The sequence below is a fragment of the Dietzia sp. E1 genome (assembly GCF_014145015.1).
GTDB classification, from domain to species: Bacteria; Actinomycetota; Actinomycetes; order Mycobacteriales; family Mycobacteriaceae; genus Dietzia; species Dietzia cinnamea_A.
The window spans coordinates 1-19655 of record NZ_JAALDU010000137.1 but is presented as its reverse complement, the minus strand read 5'-3'; the positions used below and the strand labels follow the sequence as shown (position 1 = coordinate 19655).

The window sequence follows — 19655 nt, the reverse complement described above, 5'->3', positions numbered from 1 at the left end:
GGCCGGCAGGCGCGTGCGGCCGCCCGCGACGTCGCGTGCCTGGACCGGGTCGGCGTCCGTCACGGCCACCACTCGCGGGGCCAGCTCGCGGACCAGGCCGGCGCGGGGCCGGATCTCGTGTGCCCAGCCGGTCCTCACGTACTCCGCGACTTCCGGCGTCCGGTCCACCGACGTCAGCAGGAGCGGGGTGCCCTCGAGCGCGGAACGCTGGGCGGCGACATCACGCGTGTGCGGATACGGAGCGCGGGGTTCGACGAAGGAGTCGTCACCGTCGTCGTGCAGCACGATGAGGCCCGGTTCGGGGAGCGGGGCGAAGACGGAGCTGCGTGTGCCCACGACGATCCGTGCATGCCCGCGGACCGCGCGCAGCCAGCGTCGGTACCTGGCGGAGGGGCCCACTCCCGCGGACAGGTCGGCGACGAGGTCCCGGCCGGCCGCTCCGCCCCCGACCACCTCGCGGCACGCCCCGGCGAGGCGGTCGACGTCACGTTGGTCTGGGACGATGAGCAGCACCTGCAGACCCCGTCGTCGGACGGAGTCGGCGAGTGCGGCCAACGACCGCGCCCAGTCCCGGCCGGGCGGCACCGTCCACACCCCCCGGGCCGGCACACCGCCGGTGACCGCCTCGAGGAACCTGGCGACCATCGGGTGGTCCTCCCAGCCCGCCGGTAGTTCGACCGGGCCGATCGACACCCCCTCGGGCGCGCCGGGCTCGGGCACGGACTTCTCCGCCGCCGCGTGCCGGGGCGGGATGGCCAGTCGGAGCACGTCGGACCGCGTGCCCACCCACCGGCGCGCGACGAGGTCGACCAGGCGCAACAGCGCCGGGGTGAGGACGGGTTCCGGGGAGACCACGCGTTCGAGCCAGGCGAGCTCGCCCTGGTGGTCGGTGTGGGCCGCGCGTTCGACGAGGAAACCGTCGACAAGTCGGCCGGCGAAGCGCACCCGCACGCGTACGCCGGGGCGAGCCTCGGCCGACATCGACTCGGGCACCCGGTAGTCGAATTCGCGGTCGAGGTGGGGTACCCCGAGCAACGGCAGAACCCGGGCCACGGGGCGCTCGGCCGCCGCGACCCGGGTGGCCGGGCGCGTTGTCGTCACGTCGGGAATCCTCGCACCCCGCTACGACACCCGGGTGCGACGGCTCTACAATCCGGCGGCCGTCCTGAGGTCCTCGACGCGGTCGGTACGCTCCCAGGGCAGGTCGACGTCGGTGCGTCCGAAGTGGCCGTAGGCCGCGGTGGGGGCGTAGATGGGCCGCTTGAGGTCCAGGTCGCGGATGATGGCGCCCGGGCGCAGGTCGAACACCTCGGTCACGGCCTGCTGCAGACGGTCGATGTCGACCTTCTCGGTGCCGAAGGCCTCGACGAACAGGCCGACGGGGGCGGCCTTGCCGATGGCGTAGGCGACCTGGACCTCGACGCGCTCGGCCAGCCCGGCGGCGACGATGTTCTTGGCGACCCAGCGCATGGCGTACGCGGCGGAGCGGTCGACCTTGGACGGGTCCTTGCCCGAGAAGGCGCCGCCGCCGTGACGGGCCATGCCGCCATAGGTGTCGACGATGATCTTGCGTCCGGTCAGACCGGCGTCGCCCATCGGGCCACCGAGCACGAACCGGCCCGTGGGGTTGACCAACAGGCGGAAGTCGGAGGTGTCGATGTCACCGGCCGCATCGGCCAGGACCGGGTCGATCACGTGGGCGGTGAGGTCGTCGCGCAGCGTGGTCTCGAGGTCGATGCCGTCGGCGTGCTGGGTGGAGATGACGATGGTGTCCAGACGCACCGCGCGGTCGCCGTCGTACTCGATGGTGACCTGGGTCTTGCCGTCCGGGCGCAGGTAGTCCAGGGTGCCGTCTTTGCGCACCTCGGTCAGCCGCCGGGACAGGCGGTGCGCCAGGGCGATCGGCAGCGGCATGAGCTCGGGGGTGTCCGAGCAGGCGTAGCCGAACATCAAGCCCTGGTCGCCGGCGCCCTGGCGGGCGATGGCGTCCTCGACCGATTCGGTGGAAGTGCGTGCCTCGTGGGAGGTGTCGACTCCCTGGGCGATCTCCGGGGACTGCTGGCCGATGGAGATCGACACGCCGCAGGAGACCCCGTCGAAGCCCTTGTCGGAGGAGTCGTAGCCGATCTCGACGATCTTGTCGCGGATGAGCTGCGGGATCTCCACGTAACCGGTGGTCTTGACCTCGCCGGCCACGTGGACCTGGCCGGTGGTGACCATGGTCTCCACGGCCACGCGGGCCGCCGGGTCCTGTTCCAGCATCGCGTCCAGGATCGAATCTGAGATGGCGTCACAGATCTTGTCCGGATGCCCCTCGGTCACGGACTCGCTGGTGAACAGCCGACGTGCCTGCGTCACAGTGCTTCTCTCTTCCATGGTGGGATCGCGTGTGATCGGTGCCGATCGAGTGAGAACGACACTAGTCGGTGCGGTCTGTGTCACTCCGGCGGGCCCGGCGGAGGCTGACCGCTGCGACCGCGTCGAGCAGCCGGTCGGCCAGGAGGTCCTTGCTCGCCCGGTCCAGCGTGGTCTCGGCGCCGTCGACGTCGAGGATCCAGCCCCCGTTGTCGTCCCGACCGAAGGTGGTGTCCCGCCCGACCTCGTTGACGACGAGGAGGTCGCATCCCTTCCTCGCGAGCTTCGCCCGGCCGTGCTCGAGGACCGATCCGGAGGAGTCGCCGGTCTCGGCCGCGAAACCGACCAGGACGCAGCTGGCGGGGACGTCGCCGGCGGAGCGGGCCGCGACGAGGTCGGCCAAGATGTCCGGGTTGCGCTGCAGCCTGATCTCGGCCGGCTCGGAATCGCTGCCCTTCTTGAGTTTGGACTCGGAGACGTCCGCCGGCCGGAAGTCGGCGACGGCCGCGGCCTTGACGACGACATCGGCGTGGGCGGCGGCGCGCAGGGTCTCCTCCCGCAACTGCAGTGCGGACTCGATGTGCACGGCCTCGACGGCCGCGGGCACCGGGAGGTCCGAGGACGTCACCAACGTGACCCGGGCGCCACGGGCCGCGGCCACCGCGGCGATCGCGTGTCCCTGCTTGCCGGAGCTCCGGTTGCCGAGGAACCGGACTGGGTCGATCTCCTCGCGGGTACCGCCGGAGGTCACCACGACGCGCCGACCCGCCAGATCCCACGGCAGGGTCCCGCCGTCGAGGAGGAGCCATGCCAGTCGGGCGATGTCCGACGGCTCGGGTAGGCGCCCGGCGCCGGTGTCGGCGCCGGTGAGGCGTCCGGAGGCCGGTGGCATGACGTGCACCCCGTCCCCGCGGAGGGTGTCGACGTTCCGCCGGGTGGCGGGGTGCTCCCACATCTCGGTGTGCATGGCCGGGGCGAGCAGGACCGGGCAGCGTGCGGTGAGCAGCGTGGAGGTGAGGAGGTCGTCCGCCCGGCCACTCGCCGCGCGGGCGAGCAGGTCGGCGGTGGCGGGGGCGACGACGACGAGGTCCGCCCGCTGCCCGAGGGCGACGTGGCGGACGGACGGCACGTCCGAGAACACCCCGGTCGACACCGGGTTGCCGGACAGGGCCTCGAAGGTGGCGGACCCGACGAAGCGCAGGGCCGCCTCGGTGGGGACGACGTCGACGTGGCATCCGGACTCGGTGAGGAGCCGGATCAGGCCGCAGGCCTTGTACGCGGCGATCCCGCCGCCCACGCCGACGACGACACGCTTGCCGCGCATGTCGTCCCCGGTGGGGCTCACTCTCCCTCGGCGCAGTCGAGCAGATCGGAGTGCAGCTCGCGCAGCGCGATGGTCAGCGGCTTCTCGTGCAGACCCGGGTCGACCAGCGGACCGACGTACTCGAGGATGCCCTCCTCGATCTGGTTGTAGTACGAGTTGATCTGCCGCGCGCGCTTGGCGGCGAAGATCACGAGCGCGTACTTGGAGGACGCCCGCTCGAGCAGCTCGTCGATCGGGGGGTTGGTGATACCGATCGGGGTGTCGTACAGCGGGGTGGCCGCTGCGGCTTCGGTGGTGGCCACTTTGGGATCTCCTCTGGGTACTGCGGGCGGTGTCTCGTGACACCCGGGTGACGCTGGGACCGGCGTTAGTCGCGGCCGACCAGCAATGATACCAACTCGTCGACGGCGGCCTCGAGTTCGTCGTTGACGATGACCACGTCGAACTCGTCGCGGGCCTCCATCTCGACCTTCGCGGTCTCGAGTCGACGGGCGACCACGTCGTGGGGTTCGGTACCCCTACCCCGCAGGCGGACCTCGAGTTCTTCCCATGACGGAGGTGCCAGGAAGACGGTCGTGCCCTCGGGTAGGGACTCGCGGATCTGACGGACCCCGGCCAGATCGACCTCGATGAGGACCGGCCGACCCTCGTCCAGGGCGCGGCGGACCGGCTCGGCGGGGGTACCGGAGAGCTGGAGGCCCCGGTGGATCTCGGCCCACTCCAGCATGCGGCCCCCCGCGACCGCGTCGCGGAACTCCTCCGTGGTGACGAAGTGATAGTCGCGACCGTCGACCTCGCCGGGGCGGGGATCGCGGGTGGTCATGGAGACGCTGAAGTAGAGATCGGACAGGCGCTCGCGCAGGCGGGCGACGACGGTTGACTTGCCGACAGCGGAGGGGCCGGCCAAGACGATCAGCCGGCCCCTCTTCGCCGTCGCCTCCGGGGCGGCCCCGGACGACGGTGTGTTCATTCGCCGATCAGTCGACCGTGAAGTCGAACCGCTCGAGCAGTGCGCGACGCTGGCGGTCACCGAGACCACGCAGACGGCGCGTCGGCGCGATCTCCAGCTCGGTCATGATCTCCTGAGCCTTGACCTTGCCCACCTTCGGCAGGGCCTCGAGCAGCGCCGAGACCTTCATCTTGCCGAGGATCTCGTCGCTCTCGGCGTCCTTGAGCACCTGCTTGAGGTCGGTGCCGCCGCGCTTCAGGCGCTCCTTGAGCTCAGCCCGGGCGCGACGGGCGGCAGCCGCCTTCTCCAGAGCAGCAGCGCGCTGCTCATCGGTCAACTGGGGAAGGGCCACAATTCCTCCGTCTCGTTCGTGTGTGTCTCATGACTCACGCGGGTGTCCACCGTAGGACACCCCCGCCTGGTGTGCGGTGACCGTCCCCGGCGCGTCCGCGGGCTGCGGAACGCCTCCGGGAGCGGGCGCTCCCTCGTGCTCACCGTACCCGGGCGGTTCCGACTTCCCCGAGGGATGTCCACTGTTCCGGGCCTGATGACCTCAGCAACAGTACGCGGCCGAGGGACCCCGTACCAGCGCGGGGCCCCGTAGCGGTACCCCGTCTGAACTGCGCATTGGCGTGGTGAGGTTGTACAGAAGACTAGCGGCGCGCCTCGGCCACCGCGAGTCGAACCACCCGAATGCCGCCGATCCGGTTCCCGCCGGGCACACCGGTGACGTGTACCCATGTGACGTCGGTGAACCGGAGGGGACGGCGGTGACTCAGGAGTCGCCACCGAACCTGTACTGTGCCGCCAGATCGTGCACGACGGCCCGCATCGCGTCGACGTCTGGGCCCGCCCGGAGGACGTGCCGCGAGACGTTGACCAGGGTGTGCGGCAGCGCGGGCCCGGCGATCCTCCTGACGTCCTCGAGCGTGCCGCCCTGCTCCCCCACGCCCGGCATGAGGACGGGCCCGTGCAGCGCGTCCAGCCGCGGCGGATCGGCGACCGTCGCCCCCACGACCACACCGAAGGGGCCGGGTGCCCCCGGGGTGGCCGGGCCGTTGCGGCGGCCCACCTCGTCGACCACCGCCTGCGCGACCGATCCCGCGGACCCGAGCGAGCGCTGCAACGGACCCGCTTCGGGGTTGGAGGTGCGGGCGAGGACGAACAGCCCTCGCCCGGTGTCCGAGGCCGCCTCGAACGCGGCGTCCAGTGATCCGACGCCGAGGTACGGCGAGACGGTGAGCGCATCACACGCGAGCGGAGAGGAATCGCGCAGCCACGCCCGGGCGTACCCGGCCATGGTCGAGCCGATGTCGCCGCGCTTGGCATCCGCGACGGACAGCGCGCCGGCCTCGCCGATCCGGTCGAGGACCTGCTCGAGGACGCCGATGCCGGCCGAGCCGTGTTCCTCGAAGAACGCGACCTGCGGCTTGACCGCCGGCACGAGGTCCGCGAACGCCTCGAGTGACCGGTGTGCGAACTCGGCGAGTCCGTCGGCGTCCGCCCCGAGCCCCCACGCCTCGAGCAGTGCGGGGTGTGGATCGATCCCCACGCACAGGTTGCCGCGGGCGGAGACCGCCGAGCGCAACCGCTCGCCGAAGGGGGCCCGGGGTGCGGAGACGGTCATCAGGAGGTGAAGCCCGAGTGCAGGTCCTGCAGCGGGCTGACGGTGACGTCACCGCGGCGTGTCGCCTCGATGCCGTGGACGGCGGCCGTGGCGCCCTGGACGGTCGTGACGCACGGGACGCGACGCGAGATGGCGGCGGAGCGGATCTCGTGCCCGTCCGCCCGGGTCCCGCCCGTCGAGGAGGCGATGTTGAGGATCAGGTCCACCTCGTCGGCGTTGATGCGGTCGACGATCGTCCGCACCGCGTTGCCCTCGGCGTCCACGGGACCCGTGCCCGACTCGGAGAGCTTCGCCACGGTCTCGCACGCGATCCCGTAGCGCCGCAGCATCAGCGCGGTTCCCTCGGTTGCCAGCACGGTGAACCCGAGCGCGGCGAGGCGCTGCGCGGGGAACACCATCGAGCGCTTGTCCCGGTTCGCGACCGAGACGAACGCGGTGCCCGAGGTGGGCAGCACGCCCTCGGCGGCGAGTTGGGCCTTGGCGAAGGCGACGGCGAAGTCGGGCCCGATGCCCATAACCTCTCCGGTGGACTTCATCTCCGGGCTGAGCAGGGAGTCGACGGTGTCCCCTTCCGGCGTACGGAAGCGGTTGAACGGCAGGACCGCCTCCTTGACGGCGACGGGGGCGTCCGCGGGCAGCGAACCCCCGTCCCGGTCGGAGGGCAGGAGTCCCTCCTCGCGGAGGGCGGCGATCGACTCGCCCATCATGATCCGGGCGCAGGCCTTGGCCAGGTGCACGCCGGTCGCCTTGGACACGAACGGCACGGTGCGGCTGGCGCGCGGGTTGGCCTCGAGGACGTAGAGGACGTCGTCCTTGATGGCGTACTGGACGTTCATCAGGCCCTTGACGCCGATGCCGAAGGCGAGTGCCTCGCTCGAACGGCGGACACGGTCGATGTCGTCCTGGCCGAGGGTGATCGGCGGGAGTGCGCAGGCGGAGTCGCCGGAGTGGATGCCGGCCTCCTCGATGTGCTCCATCACGCCACCGAGGTAGACCTCGGTGCCGTCACACAGGATGTCGACGTCGATCTCGACGGCGTCGTCGAGGAAGCGGTCCACCAGGACCGGACGGTCCGGGCTGATCTCGGTCGCCCGGTCGATGTAGGAGCGAAGTGAGGCCTCGTCGTAGACGATCTCCATGCCCCGGCCGCCCAGCACGTAGGACGGGCGCACGAGAACGGGGTAGCCGATGTCCGCGGCGATGGTCGTGGCCTCCTCCGCGTTGATCGCGGTGCCGAACGCGGGGGCGGGCAGGCCGGCGCGGACCAGCACCTCGCCGAACTCGCGGCGGTCCTCGGCCAGGTCGATGGCGGACGGGCTGGTGCCGACGATCGGCACCCCGGCCTCCTCGAGCTGGGCGGCCAGGCCGAGCGGGGTCTGCCCGCCGAGCTGGACGAGGACGCCCGCGACCGTTCCCGACTCGGACTCGGCGTGGTAGACCTCCATGACGTCCTCGAACGTGAGCGGCTCGAAGTAGAGGCGGTCCGCCGTGTCGTAGTCGGTCGAGACGGTCTCCGGGTTGCAGTTGACCATGACGGTCTCGTAGCCGGCCTCGGACAGGGTCAGGGCGGCGTGCACGCACGAGTAGTCGAACTCGATGCCCTGGCCGATCCGGTTGGGACCGGAGCCCAGGATGATGACCTTCTCCCGCTCGGTCTGCGGCGTGACCTCCGACTCGGCGGCGGGGTCGAGTTCGTAGGTGGAGTAGTGGTAAGGGGTCTTGGCCTCGAACTCGGCCGCGCAGGTGTCGACGGTCTTGTAGACGGGGCGCACCCCCAGGCGGTGCCGTAGGCGCTGCACGCCCTCGGCCCCGGCGAACTCGGGGCGGAGCGCCGCGATCTGGGCGTCGGACAGCCCGTTGTGCTTGGCGCGACGCAGCAGGGGCTCGTCGACGACCGGCGCGTCGATGATCTCCTGACGCAGCTCGACCAGTGCGGCGACCTCGTCGACGAACCACGGGTCGATGCCGGAGGCCTCGTGGACCTGCTCGACCGTGGCGCCCAGGCGCAGCGCGAGCTCGACGTCGTACATGCGTCCCTCGGTCGGGCGACGCAGATCGTCGAGGACCGCCGCGACATCGGTCGAACGCCCCGGGGCGATGACCTCGTCGGGCATGGTCCAGAAGCCGGCGGCCTTGGTCTCGAGCGAGCGCATGACCTTGCCGAGCGCCTCGCGGTAGTTGCGGCCGAGGCTCATGGCCTCGCCCACCGACTTCATCGTGGTGGTGAGGGTGTCATCGGCACCCGGGAACTTCTCGAACGCGAAACGCGGGGCCTTGACGACGACGTAGTCGAGGGTCGGCTCGAAGCACGCCGGGGTCTCCCCCGTGATGTCGTTGGTGATCTCGTCGAGCGAGTAGCCGATGGCGAGGCGGGCCGCGATCTTGGCGATCGGGAAGCCGGTGGCCTTGGAGGCCAGCGCCGACGAGCGGGACACGCGGGGGTTCATCTCGATCACGACGATGCGGCCGTCGACCGGGTTGACGGCGAACTGGATGTTGCAGCCGCCGGTGTCGACGCCGACCTCGCGGATGATGGCGATGCCGAGGTCGCGCATGTTCTGGAACTCGCGGTCGGTCAGCGTCATCGACGGCGCGACTGTCACGGAGTCGCCGGTGTGCACGCCGAGGGCGTCCACGTTCTCGATCGAGCACACGACGACGACGTTGTCCTTGTTGTCGCGCATGAGCTCGAGCTCGAACTCCTTCCACCCGAGGATGGACTCCTCGATGAGAACGTTCGCGGTGGGCGAGGCCGACAGCCCGCCGCCGGCGATCCGCTCGAGGTCCTCGGTGGTGAAGGCGAGGCCGGAACCCAGGCCGCCCATGGTGAACGACGGGCGGACGACGACGGGTAGGCCGAGCTCGGCGACCGTCGCGTGGACCTCCTCCATGGAGTGGCACACGGCGCTGCGCGCGGACTCGCCGCCCACGCTGGCGACGATGTCCTTGAAGGTCTGCCGGTCCTCGCCGCGGTTGATCGCGGGGATGTCGGCGCCGATGAGCTCCACACCGTGCTTGGTGAGGATCCCCTGGGCGTCGAGCTGCATGGCGGCGTTGAGCGCGGTCTGACCGCCCAGGGTCGCGAGGACCGCGTCGACGGGATGGCCCTGCTCGGCCTCGCGGACGAAGATCTTGTCGATGTACTCGGGAGTGATCGGTTCGACGTAGGTCGCGTCGGCGAACTCGGGGTCGGTCATGATCGTGGCCGGGTTGGAGTTGACCAGCGTGACGCGCAGCCCCTCCGACTTGAGCACACGGCACGCCTGGGTCCCGGAGTAGTCGAACTCACTGGCCTGGCCGATGACGATCGGGCCGGAGCCGATGACGAGGACGTGGTTGATGTCTGTGCGCCGGGGCATCAGTTCGAGCCCTTTCTGGAGTCTGCGGAGCCGGTGTCGGAGGAGGCGAGCAGGCTGACGAAGCGGTCGAACAGGTCCGCCGCGTCGCGGGGGCCCGCGGCCGCCTCGGGGTGGTACTGGACGGAGAACGCGCTGCCGTCGGTGAGGGCGACGCCCTCGACGGTCCCGTCGTTGGCGCACACGTGGGTGACCGTCGCGGTCCCCCACGGCGTCTCCCAGGTGTCGTTCTCGGGGGCGCGGAGGGCGAACCCGTGGTTCTGCGAGGTGATGGCCACGGAGCCGGTGGCCTTCTCGATCACCGGGATGTTGGTGCCGCGGTGACCGAACCGCATCTTGTACGTGTCCAGTCCCAGGGCGCGCCCGAGGATCTGGTTGCCGAAGCAGATGCCGAAGAACGGGATGCCCTGACCGAGGACCTCCTTGGTGAGGTGCACGGCGGCGTCGGCGGTCGCCGGGTCGCCGGGCCCGTTGGACAGGAAGACCCCGTCGACGTCGAGGTCGAGGACGTCCTGGAGGGTCGAGCCGGCGGGGATCACGTGGACGCGGACGCCCCGCGCCGCGAGCATCCGCGGCGTGTTGGACTTGATGCCCAGGTCGAGGGCGGCGACCGAGAAGCGGGCCTTGCCCTCCGGCTCGACCACGTACGGCGCGGAGGTGGTGACCTCCTCGGACAGCGACGCGCCGGCCATGGACTGCTGGGCGCGGACCGCGGCGAGCATGGTCCCGTCGTCGGAGAGATCCGCACCGGAGAAGATGCCGGCCTTCATCGCACCGCGCTCGCGGATGTGGCGGACGACCGCGCGGGTGTCGATCCCCGCGATCCCGACGACGCCCTGGGCGACCATCTCCTCGGAGAGCGTGCGCGTGGAGCGGTGGTTGGAGGCGCGGCGCGACAGGTCGCGGATGACCAGGCCCGCGACCCAGATGCGGCCGCCGCCGACCTCACCGTCGAGCAGCGACTCGCCGTCCTCGTCGTTCCAGCCGGTGTTACCGATCTGGGGTGCGGTGGTGACGACGATCTGTCGACAGTAGGACGGATCGGTGAGGGTCTCCTGGTAGCCGGACATGCCGGTGGTGAACACCGCCTCGCCGAGCGTGGTGCCGGTGGCGCCGAAGGCCTGCCCCCGGTGGATACGCCCGTCCTCGAGGACGAGTGCGGCGGGCTCGCCGACCCCCTGTCGCGCGGGCGTGGTGCTGTGCGATGTCACTGCTTCTCCTCGGTGGTGGAGTCGGTATCGGGGGTGGGGGCGGCGTCACCGCGCAGCGCCTCCCAGCGGGGGTAGCCGTCCTTGTCGTCGGCGCGGAAGCCCGAGTCGACGAGGGTGCGGCCGTCGGCCCCGGTGACCTGCCAGCGGGCGACGAGGATGCCGCCGCCGGGGACGGTCTTGTTGGCCAGTGCCGAGGCGCGGCGCACGTCGACGAGGTCTTCGCGCGGGATCCAGATAGTGGCGTCGGCGAGGTCGAGTCGCAGGCCGCCGGTGTGGGCGGTGAGGGTGCCGGCCGAGCGGTGCCCGAGCGGCGGGCGGGCGATCCTGGCCTGCCAGTCGCCCGCGATGGTGCTGCCGATGTACACGCCGGACAGCGGACCCAGCACGATCTCGCCCGGGTCGGCGGGCGGTGCCGGAAGGTCGTCGAACAGACCCGCCTGGGATCGGCTCCGGTTCCGCCAGCCGACCGTCATCAGGCCGATCAGACCGAGCAGCACGGCAATGACGACGATGACGGTCCAGAAGTCCTGGGTCATGCGAGTACCTCTCCGTCGCGGGTGGTCAGACGGCCCCGGTACACGGTGCCGACGACCCTCGCCGCGAACGTCATTCCCTCGTAGGGGGTATTGGCGGACAGACTTGCGAGCTCCTCGCCGACGACGGTCCACGGGGAGTCGGGGTCGACGACGGCGAGGTTGGCCGGCTCCCCCACCGCGATCGGCCGCCCCTGGTCCGACAGGCCGGCGATCTCGGCGGGCCGGGTGCTCATGACGCGGGCGAGGTCCCGCCAGGTCATGTCCCCGGTCTCGACCAGCAGTGCGGCGACGATGGGCAGGGCGGTCTCGAGGCCGAGCATGCCGGGACGGGCGGCGGCGAACTCGCAGCACTTCTCCTGGGCCGCGTGCGGGGCGTGGTCGGTGGCGACGCAGTCGATCACCCCGGAGATCAGGGCCTCGCGCAGTGCCGCTGCGTCGTGCGCCTCGCGCAGCGGCGGGTTGACGCGGTACACGCCGTCGTACGACTCGAGTCGCGAGTCGTCCAACAGCAGGTGGTGCGGCGTGACCTCGGCGGTGATCGAGATGCCCTGCGCCTTGGCCCACCGCAGCAGCTCGACGGTGCCGGTGGTGGAGGCGTGGCAGATGTGCACGCGGGCACCGGCGTCGCGGGCGAGGATCGCGTCGCGGGCGACGATCGACTCCTCGGCCGAGCGCGGCCAGCCGGTGAGCCCGAGGCGCGCCGCGGTGGGTCCCTCGTGGGCCACGGCCCCACGGGTCAGTCGCGGCTCCTCCGCGTGCTGCGCGATGAGCACGCCGAGACCGGCCGAGTACTCGAGGGCACGGCGCATCACCAGCGGGTCGTACACGCACATGCCGTCGTCGGAGAAGACCCGTACGCGGGCCGCCCCCGAGGCCATCTGCCCCATCTCGGTGAGCTGCTCCCCGGCGAGCCCGACGGTGACCGCGCCGACGGGGTGCACGTCGCACAGACCGACCTCGCGGCCGATCCTGAAGACCGAGTCGGTGACGGTCTGGTTGTCCTGCGGGGGCTGGGTGTTGGCCATCGCGAACACCGCGGTATAGCCGCCGCGGGCGGCGGCGGCCGACCCGGTCGCGATGGTCTCGGTGTCCTCGCGGCCGGGCTCGCGCAGATGGGTGTGCAGATCGACGAACCCGGGCAGCAGGACAGCACCGTCGAAGTCGAGGACCTCGACGGCCTCCCCACCGTCCGTGGCATCGGCGGTACCGGCCCCGACGTGGGCGCCGGCGTCGTCACCGATCGCCGCGATCCGGCCGTCCCGGACGAGGACGTCCACCGGGTCGCCCTCCCCGTAGGGGCGTACCCGACGAAGCAGCAGGGTAGGCGCAGTATGGGCGCTCACTCGGGGTTTCCTTCCGTTCCGACCAGGGCGTGCAGCAGGACCGACATGCGGACGTGCACCCCGTTGGTGACCTGCTGGAGGATCGCGGACGACGGCGCGTCGGCGGTGTCGAAGCCGATCTCCATGCCGCGGACCATCGGACCCGGGTGCAGGACGACGACGTCCTCCCCGAGCCGGGCCGCGCGGCCGGGTCCGAGTCCGTAGCGCACCGCGTACTCGCGGGCGGACGGGAAGAACCCGCCGTTCATCCGCTCGGCCTGGACGCGCAGCATCATGACGGCGTCCGCGCCGTCCAGCTCGGCGTCGAGATCGGTGGAGGCGCGGACCGGCCAGGACTCCACGCCCACCGGCAACAGCGTGGGCGGGGCGACGAGGACGACCTCCGCGCCCAGCGTCGACAACAGCAGAGCGTTGGACCGGGCGACCCGCGAGTGCAGGATGTCGCCGACGATCACCACGCGGCGTCCCTCGACGCCCCCCAGCCGCTCGCGCAGGGTCATGGCGTCGAGCAGTGCCTGGGTGGGGTGCTCGTGCATGCCGTCACCGGCGTTGATGACCGACGGGCCCGCCCCTCCGGGGGCGACCCAGCCGGCGATCTGCTGCGCCGCACCCGAGGCGGGGTGGCGGACGACGAGGGCGTCGGCACCGATGGCGGTGAGGGTCAACGCGGTGTCGCGTAGGGACTCGCCCTTCTGGACGGAGGACGCGCTCGCCGAGACGTTGATGACGTCAGCGCTCATCCATTTGCCGGCGGTCTCGAAGGACACGCGGGTCCGGGTGGAGTTCTCATAGAACACCGTCAGCACCGTCTTGCCGCGCAGCGTCGGCAACTTGCGGACCTCGCGACCGAGGAGTGCCTCCTTCAGTCGCGCCGCCTCGTCGAGAATCGACAGCGCCGCGTCCCGGTCGAGGTCGGCCGCCGAGAGCAGGTGCTTCATCGCGTCCTCTCCGGGTCGGGCCGCCGCAGGAACACGGCGTCGGTGCCGTCGATCTCGGTGAGCCGCACCGACACGCCCTCATCCCGGGAGGTCGGGACGTTCTTGCCCACGTAGTCGGCGCGGATGGGCAGCTCGCGGTGACCGCGGTCGACGAGGACCGCGAGCTGCACGCGCGCGGGCCGCCCGAGATCACGGAGCGCGTCGAACGCGGCCCGGATGGTGCGGCCCGAGAACAGCACGTCGTCGACGAGGATGACCGTGGCCCCGTCGATCCCCTGCCCCGGGACCTTGGTGGGGCCCAGGGGCCGGTGCGGACCGCCCGCGAGATCGTCACGGTAGAGCGTGACGTCGAGTGACCCGGCGTGGACCTCGGCCCCGCTGAACTCGCGGATCCGCTCGGCGAGGCGAGCGGCCAGCGGCACGCCCCGGGTCGGGATGCCGAGCAGCACCACGGGGCCCGAGCCGGGCGCGTCCGCAGCGGTGCGTTCGATGATCTGATGTGCCAGGCGGGACACCGTCCTGGCGACGTCGTCGGACGTGAAGAGTGACACCGAGTTCGTCTCCGAACCGTCAGCGCTCACCGATCACCACCTCCTTGTCCGCCTCGCTGGACGGCTCGTTAAAGGGATAGCTTTCGGACCTGAACTCTATCAGTCGGCCGCGCCCGTTCCCGGATCGTCGGACGTGGCCTGCGACACGTCGGGCCCGCCGGTGTCGCCGACGTCCGGTCCGTCGGGGCCGTCCAGACTCGACACGGCCCGCTCGGCGGCCCGGATGTGCTGGGCCAGCCCGGCCACCCGGTCGAGGACCGCGTTGACGTACGGCACCGACTTCTCCGCGGACAGGTCCGACACCAGCAGAACCGCCTGGTCGATCACCACCGCCGCGTCCACCTCGTCGGAGCCGAAGAGCAGCTCCCACGCGGCCGCGCGGAGCACCGCGCGGTCGACGGCGGGCAGCCGCTCGAGCGTCCACTCCCGCAGGTGCTCGGAGATCGTCGAGTCCAGCCGGTCGAGCCGCTCGGCGACGCCGGTGACGATCTCCATGGTGTACGGCGCGACGTCGTGGAACTCCTGGGACTCCTCCCCCATCCGGCGGCGCTCCTCGGCGAGCTGCACGACGTCGGCGTCCCGCAGTTCGGCCTCGAAGAGCAGGGAGACGGCACGCCTGCGCGCCCGGTACCGAGCTCCTCGGCGCCGGTGGTCGACCTCGTCCGCCATGATCAGTCGTTCACCCGGCTGAGGTAGTGGCCGTCACGGGTGTCGATGCGCAGCTTGTCGCCGGTGTTGATGAACAGCGGGACCTGCACCTCGGCGCCGGTCTCGAGGGTGGCGGGCTTGGTGCCGCCGGTGGAGCGGTCACCCTGGAGGCCGGGATCGGTGTGCTGCACGATCAGGTCCACGGCGACCGGCATCTCGGCGAACAGCGGGACGCCCTCGTTGAACGAGACCTGGACGGTGGTGTTCTCGAGCAGGAAGCGCGCGCCGTCACCCATGACGGCCGGGCTGACGTTGATCTGCTCGTAGTCCTGCTCGTCCATGAGGACGTAGTCCTCACCGTCGCGGTACAGGAACGTCATGTCGCGGCGGTCGACCGTCGCGATCTCGACCTTGACGCCGGCGCTGAACGTCTTGTCGACGTTCTTCCCGGTGACGACGTTCTTCAGCTTCGTCCGCACGAACGCCGGCCCCTTACCGGGCTTGACGTGCTGGAACTCGACGATCTGCCACAGCTGCCCCTCCTCTTTGAGGACGAGGCCGTTCTTGAAGTCGGCGGTGGACGCCATAGTCGGTACTCCTTCGGGAAAGTCGTCGGGCGGGACGCCGGTGGTGGGCGCCGCGCAGGTGGTCGTGGGCAGACCGCTCGGGGCGCGCTGGTGGTCAGAGCGCCCTGAGAGCCTTCGACGTGGTGGTCAGGGACCTCCCGCCACCTCCGGTGACGGCCACGGTGTCCTCGATCCGGATCCCGCCGAGACCCGGGAGGTAGATCCCCGGCTCGATGGTGATCACATCGCCGTCGGACAGTGTACTCGTGGACCTCGTCGACACCGCGGGCGCTTCGTGCACGTCCAGGCCCACCCCGTGGCCCAGCGAGTGGCCGAAGTGGTCGCCGAACCCGGCGTCGTCGATGATGCCCCGGCTCACCGCGTCGAGGTCCGCGCACCCCATCCCCTCGCGCACCGCCCCCACGCCGGCCAGCTGCGCACGCAGGACGACGTCGTAGGCGTCCAGCAGCCGATCCGGGGCGGTGCCCAGCGCGACCGTGCGGGTGCAGTCCGACGCGTAGCCGGAGACGGTGGCGCCGAAGTCGACCACCACGAGGTCGCCGTCGGCGAGCGCCCGGTCGCCCGGCACGTGGTGCGGGTGCGCTCCGTTGGGGCCGGAGGCGACGATCGTCTCGAACGCCACTCCGTCCGATCCCGCCCGCCGCATCGCGTGTTCGAGGTCGGCCGCGACCTCCCGCTCGGTGCGGCCCACGGCGATGGCCCCGGCGTTCACCAGGTGTGTCCACGCCTCGTCGACCACGCCGCAGGCGCGCTCGATGAGCGCCAGCTCCTCGGCGTCCTTGGCGCGGCGCACCTGCTCCACGAGGCCGCTGGTCTCGACGATGCGGGTGGCCGCTCCCCCGGTGTCCGCGAGCGCGCGGCGGAGGGCGGACGCCGCCGACAGCGTCATGTGCTCGGCCTCCACGGCGAGCGGGGCGTCCGCGGGGCCGCGGCGACGTCCGAGCGCGCCGGAGACGTACTCCCGCGAGATCACGTGCCCCACGTCCGGGGCCTGCTCGACCACCTGGAGTTCGTACCGCGAATCCGTGCAGAGCACCGCCTCGCCGTCGTCGTCCACCAACGCGACGCCACCGGACCCGCGGAACCCGGTCAGGTAGGCGATGTTGCGCGGATCGGTGACCAACAGGCCCTGCGCGCCGACGTCCGCGAGGGCGACGGCCAGGGCCTTCCGGCGGCGGGCGAGTCGCTCGATCACAGGAGGATCCCCCCACCGCTGGGGGCACGGCCCTCGGAGATGGTGGCGTAGGCGGCCGTCATCAGCGACGGGTCCGGGGCCTCCATCCGGGAGGGGCGCGCGAGCCCGTCCAGCACCACCAGCCGCAGGAAGCCGGAGTGGTTCTTCTTATCCCCGGCCATGAGCTCGAGCAGGCGCGGGAACGCGTCCGGGTCGTACCCGGTCGGCAGGCCGAGCGAGGCCAGGACCGTCGCGTGGCGGTCGGCCGTCGCGTCGTCGAGGCGACCGGCGAGCCTCGCCAACTCCGCGACGAAGCACATGCCCACGCTGATCGCGGCGCCGTGACGCCAGCGGTACTGCTCGCGACGCTCGACCGCGTGGCCGAGGGTGTGCCCGTAGTTGAGGATCTCCCGCAGGCCCGACTCCTTGAGGTCCTGCCCCACGACGTCGGCCTTGACCTGCACGCTGCGGCGGATCAGCTCGACGATCGTGTCCCCGGACGGGTCCAGCGCCGCCTGCGGGTCGGCCTCGATGAGGTCGAGGATCACGGGGTCGGCGATGAAGCCGCACTTGACCACCTCGGCCATGCCCGAGACCAACTCGTTACGGGGAACGGACTCCAGGGTGGCCGTGTCGATGAACACCGCCGCCGGCTCGTGGAAGCTGCCCACGAGGTTCTTGCCCGCGTCCGTGTTGATGCCGGTCTTGCCGCCGACGGCCGCGTCGACCATCGCCAGCAGCGTCGTGGGGATGTGCACCACCCGGACGCCCCGCATCCACGTGGCGGCGACGAAGCCGGCGAGGTCGGTGGCGGCCCCGCCGCCCAGGCTGACGATCGTGTCCTTGCGGTTGAGCCCGATCTGCCCGAGGACGTCCCAGCAGAACCCGGCCACGGCGAGGTCCTTCCCGGCCTCGGCGTCGGGGATCTCGATGCGGTGGGCGTCCACCCCCGCCTCGGCGAGCTTCTCGCGCAACGTCTCGGCCGTCTGCGCCAACGGCGGCTGGTAGAAGATCGCGACGGTCCGCGAGGACGAGCACGCCTCGAGGATCTCCGGCAGCAGCCCGCGGCCGATCACCACGGGATACGGGTCCGCGGCACGCACCTCCACGACGACGGGGTCGCTGGTGTTCGGATCCTGGTTCATCTGTCGCTCCCGCTCATCGATCGTCTCCGCACGCGTGTGCACGTCCTCACCATCATCTCGTCCGGCCGCCGGCGCCCCGCGGATGCGGGTCGCCGGAGTCGAGCCTGTCGACGATGTCCGACACCACCTTGCCCGAACTGCGCCGCTCGGTGCTCACGGTCGTCCAGGCCACCTCCCGGTACAGGGGTGCCCGCTCGGTGAGCAGTGCCTGGTACCGCGCGGTGACGTCACCGCCGGACAGCAGTGGGCGACCCGGCCCCTGGGAACGGCGCACGCCCTCGGCGACGCCGATCGTGAGGTGGACGACCCGGTGCCCGCGCAGCCGCTCCCGTGTCACCGGGGACAGCACCGCGCCACCACCGAGGGAGAGCACCCCGTCGAAGGAGGTGAGGGCCTCGCCGATGATCCGCTCCTCGATCTCTCGGAAGGCGGGCTCACCGTCGGAGGCGAAGATCTCGGGGATACTCCGGCCCTCGGCCTCCTCGATCAGGTGATCGGCGTCCAGGAACGGCAGCTCGAGGCGTCGGGCGAGTTTGCGGCCGATGGTGGTCTTCCCGGCGCCGGGCGGGCCCACGAGCACCGCGACCGGGCGTGCCGGGCCGCTCATACCTCGTCCGTCGCCCAGTCCAGACGCTCGGCGACCGCGTCGAGGTACCCCTCGGCGTTGCGGCGGGTCTCCGCCAGCGAGTCGCCACCGAACTTCTGCAGTATCGCCCGGGCCAGCACGAGCGCGACCATCGACTCCGCGACGACGCCCGCCGCGGGGACGGCGCACACGTCCGAGCGCTGATGGATCGCCGTGGCCGCCGACCCGTCCTCCATGTCGACCGTCGCGAGGGCGCGCGGAACGGTCGAGATGGGCTTCATCGCCGCCCGCACCCGCAGGGGCTGGCCGTTGGTCATGCCGCCCTCGAGTCCGCCCGCGCGGTTACTGCGCCGCTCGACGCCGTCCGCACCCCGGACCATCTCGTCATGGGCGACGCTGCCGCGCCGGCGGGCCGTCTCGAACCCGTCACCGACCTCGACGCCCTTGATGGCCTGGATCCCCATGAGGGCGCCGGCGAACTGGGCGTCGAGACGCTCCTCGCCCGACACGTGCGACCCGAGTCCGATCGGGAGCCCGTGGACGACGACCTCGACCACGCCCCCGAGGGTGTCACCGGCCTTCTTGGCGGCCTCGATCTCGGCGATCATCGAGTCCGCGGCGGCGGCGTCGAACGCGCGCACCGGGCTGGCGTCGATCGCGTCGAGATCGGCGAACGTCGGCTCGGGGCCCACGTAGGGCTCCGAGGCGCCGATGGAGATGACGTGGGACAGCACCTCCACGCCGAGGACGTCGCGGAGCACACCGCGGGCGACCGTCCCCGCCGCGACGCGGGCGGCGGTCTCACGCGCGCTGGCCCGCTCGAGGACCATCCGGGCGTCGTCGAAGTCGTACTTGAGCATCCCGGAGAAGTCCGCGTGACCGGGCCGCGGGCGGGTCAGGCGGGCGGCGCGGGCCTTGTCGTCGATCTCCTCGGGGTCCACGGGGTCCGCCGACATGATCTGTTCCCACTTGGGCCACTCGGTGTTCCCGACCTCGATCGCCACCGGCGATCCCATGGTCCGGCCGTGCCGGACGCCGCCCAGCACGCGCACGGCGTCGGCCTCGAACTTCATGCGCGCACCGCGGCCGTAGCCGAGGCGGCGGCGGGCGAGTTGCGCGGCGATCTGCTCGCTCGTCACCTCGACGCCCGCGATGACGCCCTCGACGATCGTCACGAGGGCCTGGCCATGCGATTCTCCGGCAGTGGTCCACTTCAGCACGTCGCCGATCATCCCACGACCGGGTGGGCGGGGGCACATCAGGCCCGTCGCGGCGCCGCGTCGACCAGCGCCGGGCGCCCCTCGCCGCGCGCGGGGGCGCTACCG

18 protein-coding genes and 1 pseudogene are annotated in these 19655 nt (G+C 71.6%); all 19 read right to left on the bottom strand.

Features of this window, described 5'->3' with window-relative positions; genetic code table 11:
* Positions 1 to 1101 (bottom strand): annotated as a pseudogene (locus tag G6030_RS05825) (primosome assembly protein PriA); the annotation flags it as partial.
* Positions 1102 to 1146: 45 nt separating this feature from the next.
* The gene (gene metK / locus G6030_RS05820) at positions 1147 to 2358 is read right to left on the bottom strand and encodes a methionine adenosyltransferase (protein WP_181366019.1); all 1212 of its coding nucleotides are present in this window, start codon (positions 2356 to 2358) and stop codon (positions 1147 to 1149) included.
* A 61-nt stretch (positions 2359 to 2419) separates the two neighbouring features.
* Positions 2420 to 3700 (bottom strand): bifunctional phosphopantothenoylcysteine decarboxylase/phosphopantothenate--cysteine ligase CoaBC, encoded by a 1281-nt coding sequence (coaBC, locus tag G6030_RS05815; protein WP_182642481.1) that lies wholly within the window; start codon positions 3698 to 3700, stop codon positions 2420 to 2422.
* Positions 3697 to 3981: a DNA-directed RNA polymerase subunit omega gene (rpoZ, locus tag G6030_RS05810; protein ID WP_061228655.1), complete on the bottom strand. Its 285-nt coding sequence runs from the start codon at positions 3979 to 3981 to the stop codon at positions 3697 to 3699. The genes coaBC and rpoZ overlap by 4 nt, the downstream gene beginning before the upstream one ends.
* Before the next feature lie 65 nt (positions 3982 to 4046).
* Positions 4047 to 4649, bottom strand: coding sequence for a guanylate kinase (gene gmk, locus G6030_RS05805; protein ID WP_061228656.1), 603 nt, complete (start codon positions 4647 to 4649; stop codon positions 4047 to 4049).
* Between the two features lie 7 nt (positions 4650 to 4656).
* A complete protein-coding gene (gene mihF / locus G6030_RS05800) occupies positions 4657 to 4980 on the bottom strand; it encodes an integration host factor, actinobacterial type (RefSeq protein ID WP_007631925.1) in 324 nt (107 codons plus the stop codon).
* A 423-nt stretch (positions 4981 to 5403) separates the two neighbouring features.
* Complete coding sequence (gene pyrF / locus G6030_RS05795; RefSeq protein ID WP_182642480.1) at positions 5404 to 6255, bottom strand: orotidine-5'-phosphate decarboxylase; 852 nt, start codon at positions 6253 to 6255, stop codon at positions 5404 to 5406.
* The gene (carB, locus tag G6030_RS05790) at positions 6255 to 9614 is read right to left on the bottom strand and encodes a carbamoyl-phosphate synthase large subunit (RefSeq protein WP_182642479.1); all 3360 of its coding nucleotides are present in this window, start codon (positions 9612 to 9614) and stop codon (positions 6255 to 6257) included. Before carB ends, pyrF begins: the two co-directional genes overlap by 1 nt.
* Positions 9614 to 10822, bottom strand: a complete 1209-nt coding sequence (gene carA, locus G6030_RS05785) for a glutamine-hydrolyzing carbamoyl-phosphate synthase small subunit (RefSeq protein WP_182642478.1) — start codon at positions 10820 to 10822, stop codon at positions 9614 to 9616. Before carA ends, carB begins: the two co-directional genes overlap by 1 nt.
* Positions 10819 to 11358, bottom strand: coding sequence for a hypothetical protein (locus tag G6030_RS05780; protein ID WP_007631933.1), 540 nt, complete (start codon positions 11356 to 11358; stop codon positions 10819 to 10821). The genes carA and G6030_RS05780 overlap by 4 nt, the downstream gene beginning before the upstream one ends.
* Positions 11355 to 12701, bottom strand: coding sequence for a dihydroorotase (locus tag G6030_RS05775; RefSeq protein WP_043568214.1), 1347 nt, complete (start codon positions 12699 to 12701; stop codon positions 11355 to 11357). The genes G6030_RS05780 and G6030_RS05775 overlap by 4 nt, the downstream gene beginning before the upstream one ends.
* Positions 12698 to 13639 carry an aspartate carbamoyltransferase catalytic subunit gene (locus G6030_RS05770; RefSeq protein ID WP_007631940.1) on the bottom strand — a complete coding sequence of 314 codons (942 nt, stop codon included), beginning with the start codon at positions 13637 to 13639 and terminating at the stop codon, positions 12698 to 12700. Before G6030_RS05770 ends, G6030_RS05775 begins: the two co-directional genes overlap by 4 nt.
* A complete protein-coding gene (gene pyrR / locus G6030_RS05765; RefSeq protein ID WP_007631942.1) occupies positions 13636 to 14220 on the bottom strand; it encodes a bifunctional pyr operon transcriptional regulator/uracil phosphoribosyltransferase PyrR in 585 nt (194 codons plus the stop codon). The genes G6030_RS05770 and pyrR overlap by 4 nt, the downstream gene beginning before the upstream one ends.
* Positions 14221 to 14289: 69 nt before the next feature.
* Positions 14290 to 14859 (bottom strand): transcription antitermination factor NusB, encoded by a 570-nt coding sequence (nusB, locus tag G6030_RS05760; RefSeq protein WP_007631943.1) that lies wholly within the window; start codon positions 14857 to 14859, stop codon positions 14290 to 14292.
* Between the two features lie 2 nt (positions 14860 to 14861).
* The gene (gene efp / locus G6030_RS05755; protein WP_007631945.1) at positions 14862 to 15425 is read right to left on the bottom strand and encodes an elongation factor P; all 564 of its coding nucleotides are present in this window, start codon (positions 15423 to 15425) and stop codon (positions 14862 to 14864) included.
* 94 nt (positions 15426 to 15519) lie between these two features.
* Complete coding sequence (locus G6030_RS05750) at positions 15520 to 16620, bottom strand: M24 family metallopeptidase (protein ID WP_182642477.1); 1101 nt, start codon at positions 16618 to 16620, stop codon at positions 15520 to 15522.
* A complete protein-coding gene (gene aroB / locus G6030_RS05745) occupies positions 16617 to 17744 on the bottom strand; it encodes a 3-dehydroquinate synthase (protein ID WP_182642476.1) in 1128 nt (375 codons plus the stop codon). Before aroB ends, G6030_RS05750 begins: the two co-directional genes overlap by 4 nt.
* Positions 17745 to 17796: 52 nt before the next feature.
* A complete protein-coding gene (locus G6030_RS05740) occupies positions 17797 to 18351 on the bottom strand; it encodes a shikimate kinase (RefSeq protein ID WP_007631952.1) in 555 nt (184 codons plus the stop codon).
* The gene (aroC, locus tag G6030_RS05735; RefSeq protein WP_182642475.1) at positions 18348 to 19562 is read right to left on the bottom strand and encodes a chorismate synthase; all 1215 of its coding nucleotides are present in this window, start codon (positions 19560 to 19562) and stop codon (positions 18348 to 18350) included. Before aroC ends, G6030_RS05740 begins: the two co-directional genes overlap by 4 nt.
* Positions 19563 to 19655 lie beyond the last annotated feature (93 nt).

Excerpts from the sequence above, each read along its gene's own strand:
- gmk (WP_061228656.1), bottom strand. The coding sequence starts at position 4,649 with ATGAACACACCGTCGTCCGGGGCCGCCCCGGAGGCGACGGCGAAGAGG.
- pyrF (WP_182642480.1), bottom strand. The coding sequence starts at position 6,255 with ATGACCGTCTCCGCACCCCGGGCCCCCTTCGGCGAGCGGTTGCGCTCG.
- carB (WP_182642479.1), bottom strand. The coding sequence starts at position 9,614 with ATGCCCCGGCGCACAGACATCAACCACGTCCTCGTCATCGGCTCCGGC.
- G6030_RS05780 (WP_007631933.1), bottom strand. The coding sequence starts at position 11,358 with ATGACCCAGGACTTCTGGACCGTCATCGTCGTCATTGCCGTGCTGCTC.
- G6030_RS05770 (WP_007631940.1), bottom strand. The coding sequence starts at position 13,639 with ATGAAGCACCTGCTCTCGGCGGCCGACCTCGACCGGGACGCGGCGCTG.
- nusB (WP_007631943.1), bottom strand. The coding sequence starts at position 14,859 with ATGGCGGACGAGGTCGACCACCGGCGCCGAGGAGCTCGGTACCGGGCG.
- efp (WP_007631945.1), bottom strand. The coding sequence starts at position 15,425 with ATGGCGTCCACCGCCGACTTCAAGAACGGCCTCGTCCTCAAAGAGGAG.
- aroB (WP_182642476.1), bottom strand. The coding sequence starts at position 17,744 with ATGAACCAGGATCCGAACACCAGCGACCCCGTCGTCGTGGAGGTGCGT.
- G6030_RS05740 (WP_007631952.1), bottom strand. The coding sequence starts at position 18,351 with ATGAGCGGCCCGGCACGCCCGGTCGCGGTGCTCGTGGGCCCGCCCGGC.
- aroC (WP_182642475.1), bottom strand. The coding sequence starts at position 19,562 with ATGATCGGCGACGTGCTGAAGTGGACCACTGCCGGAGAATCGCATGGC.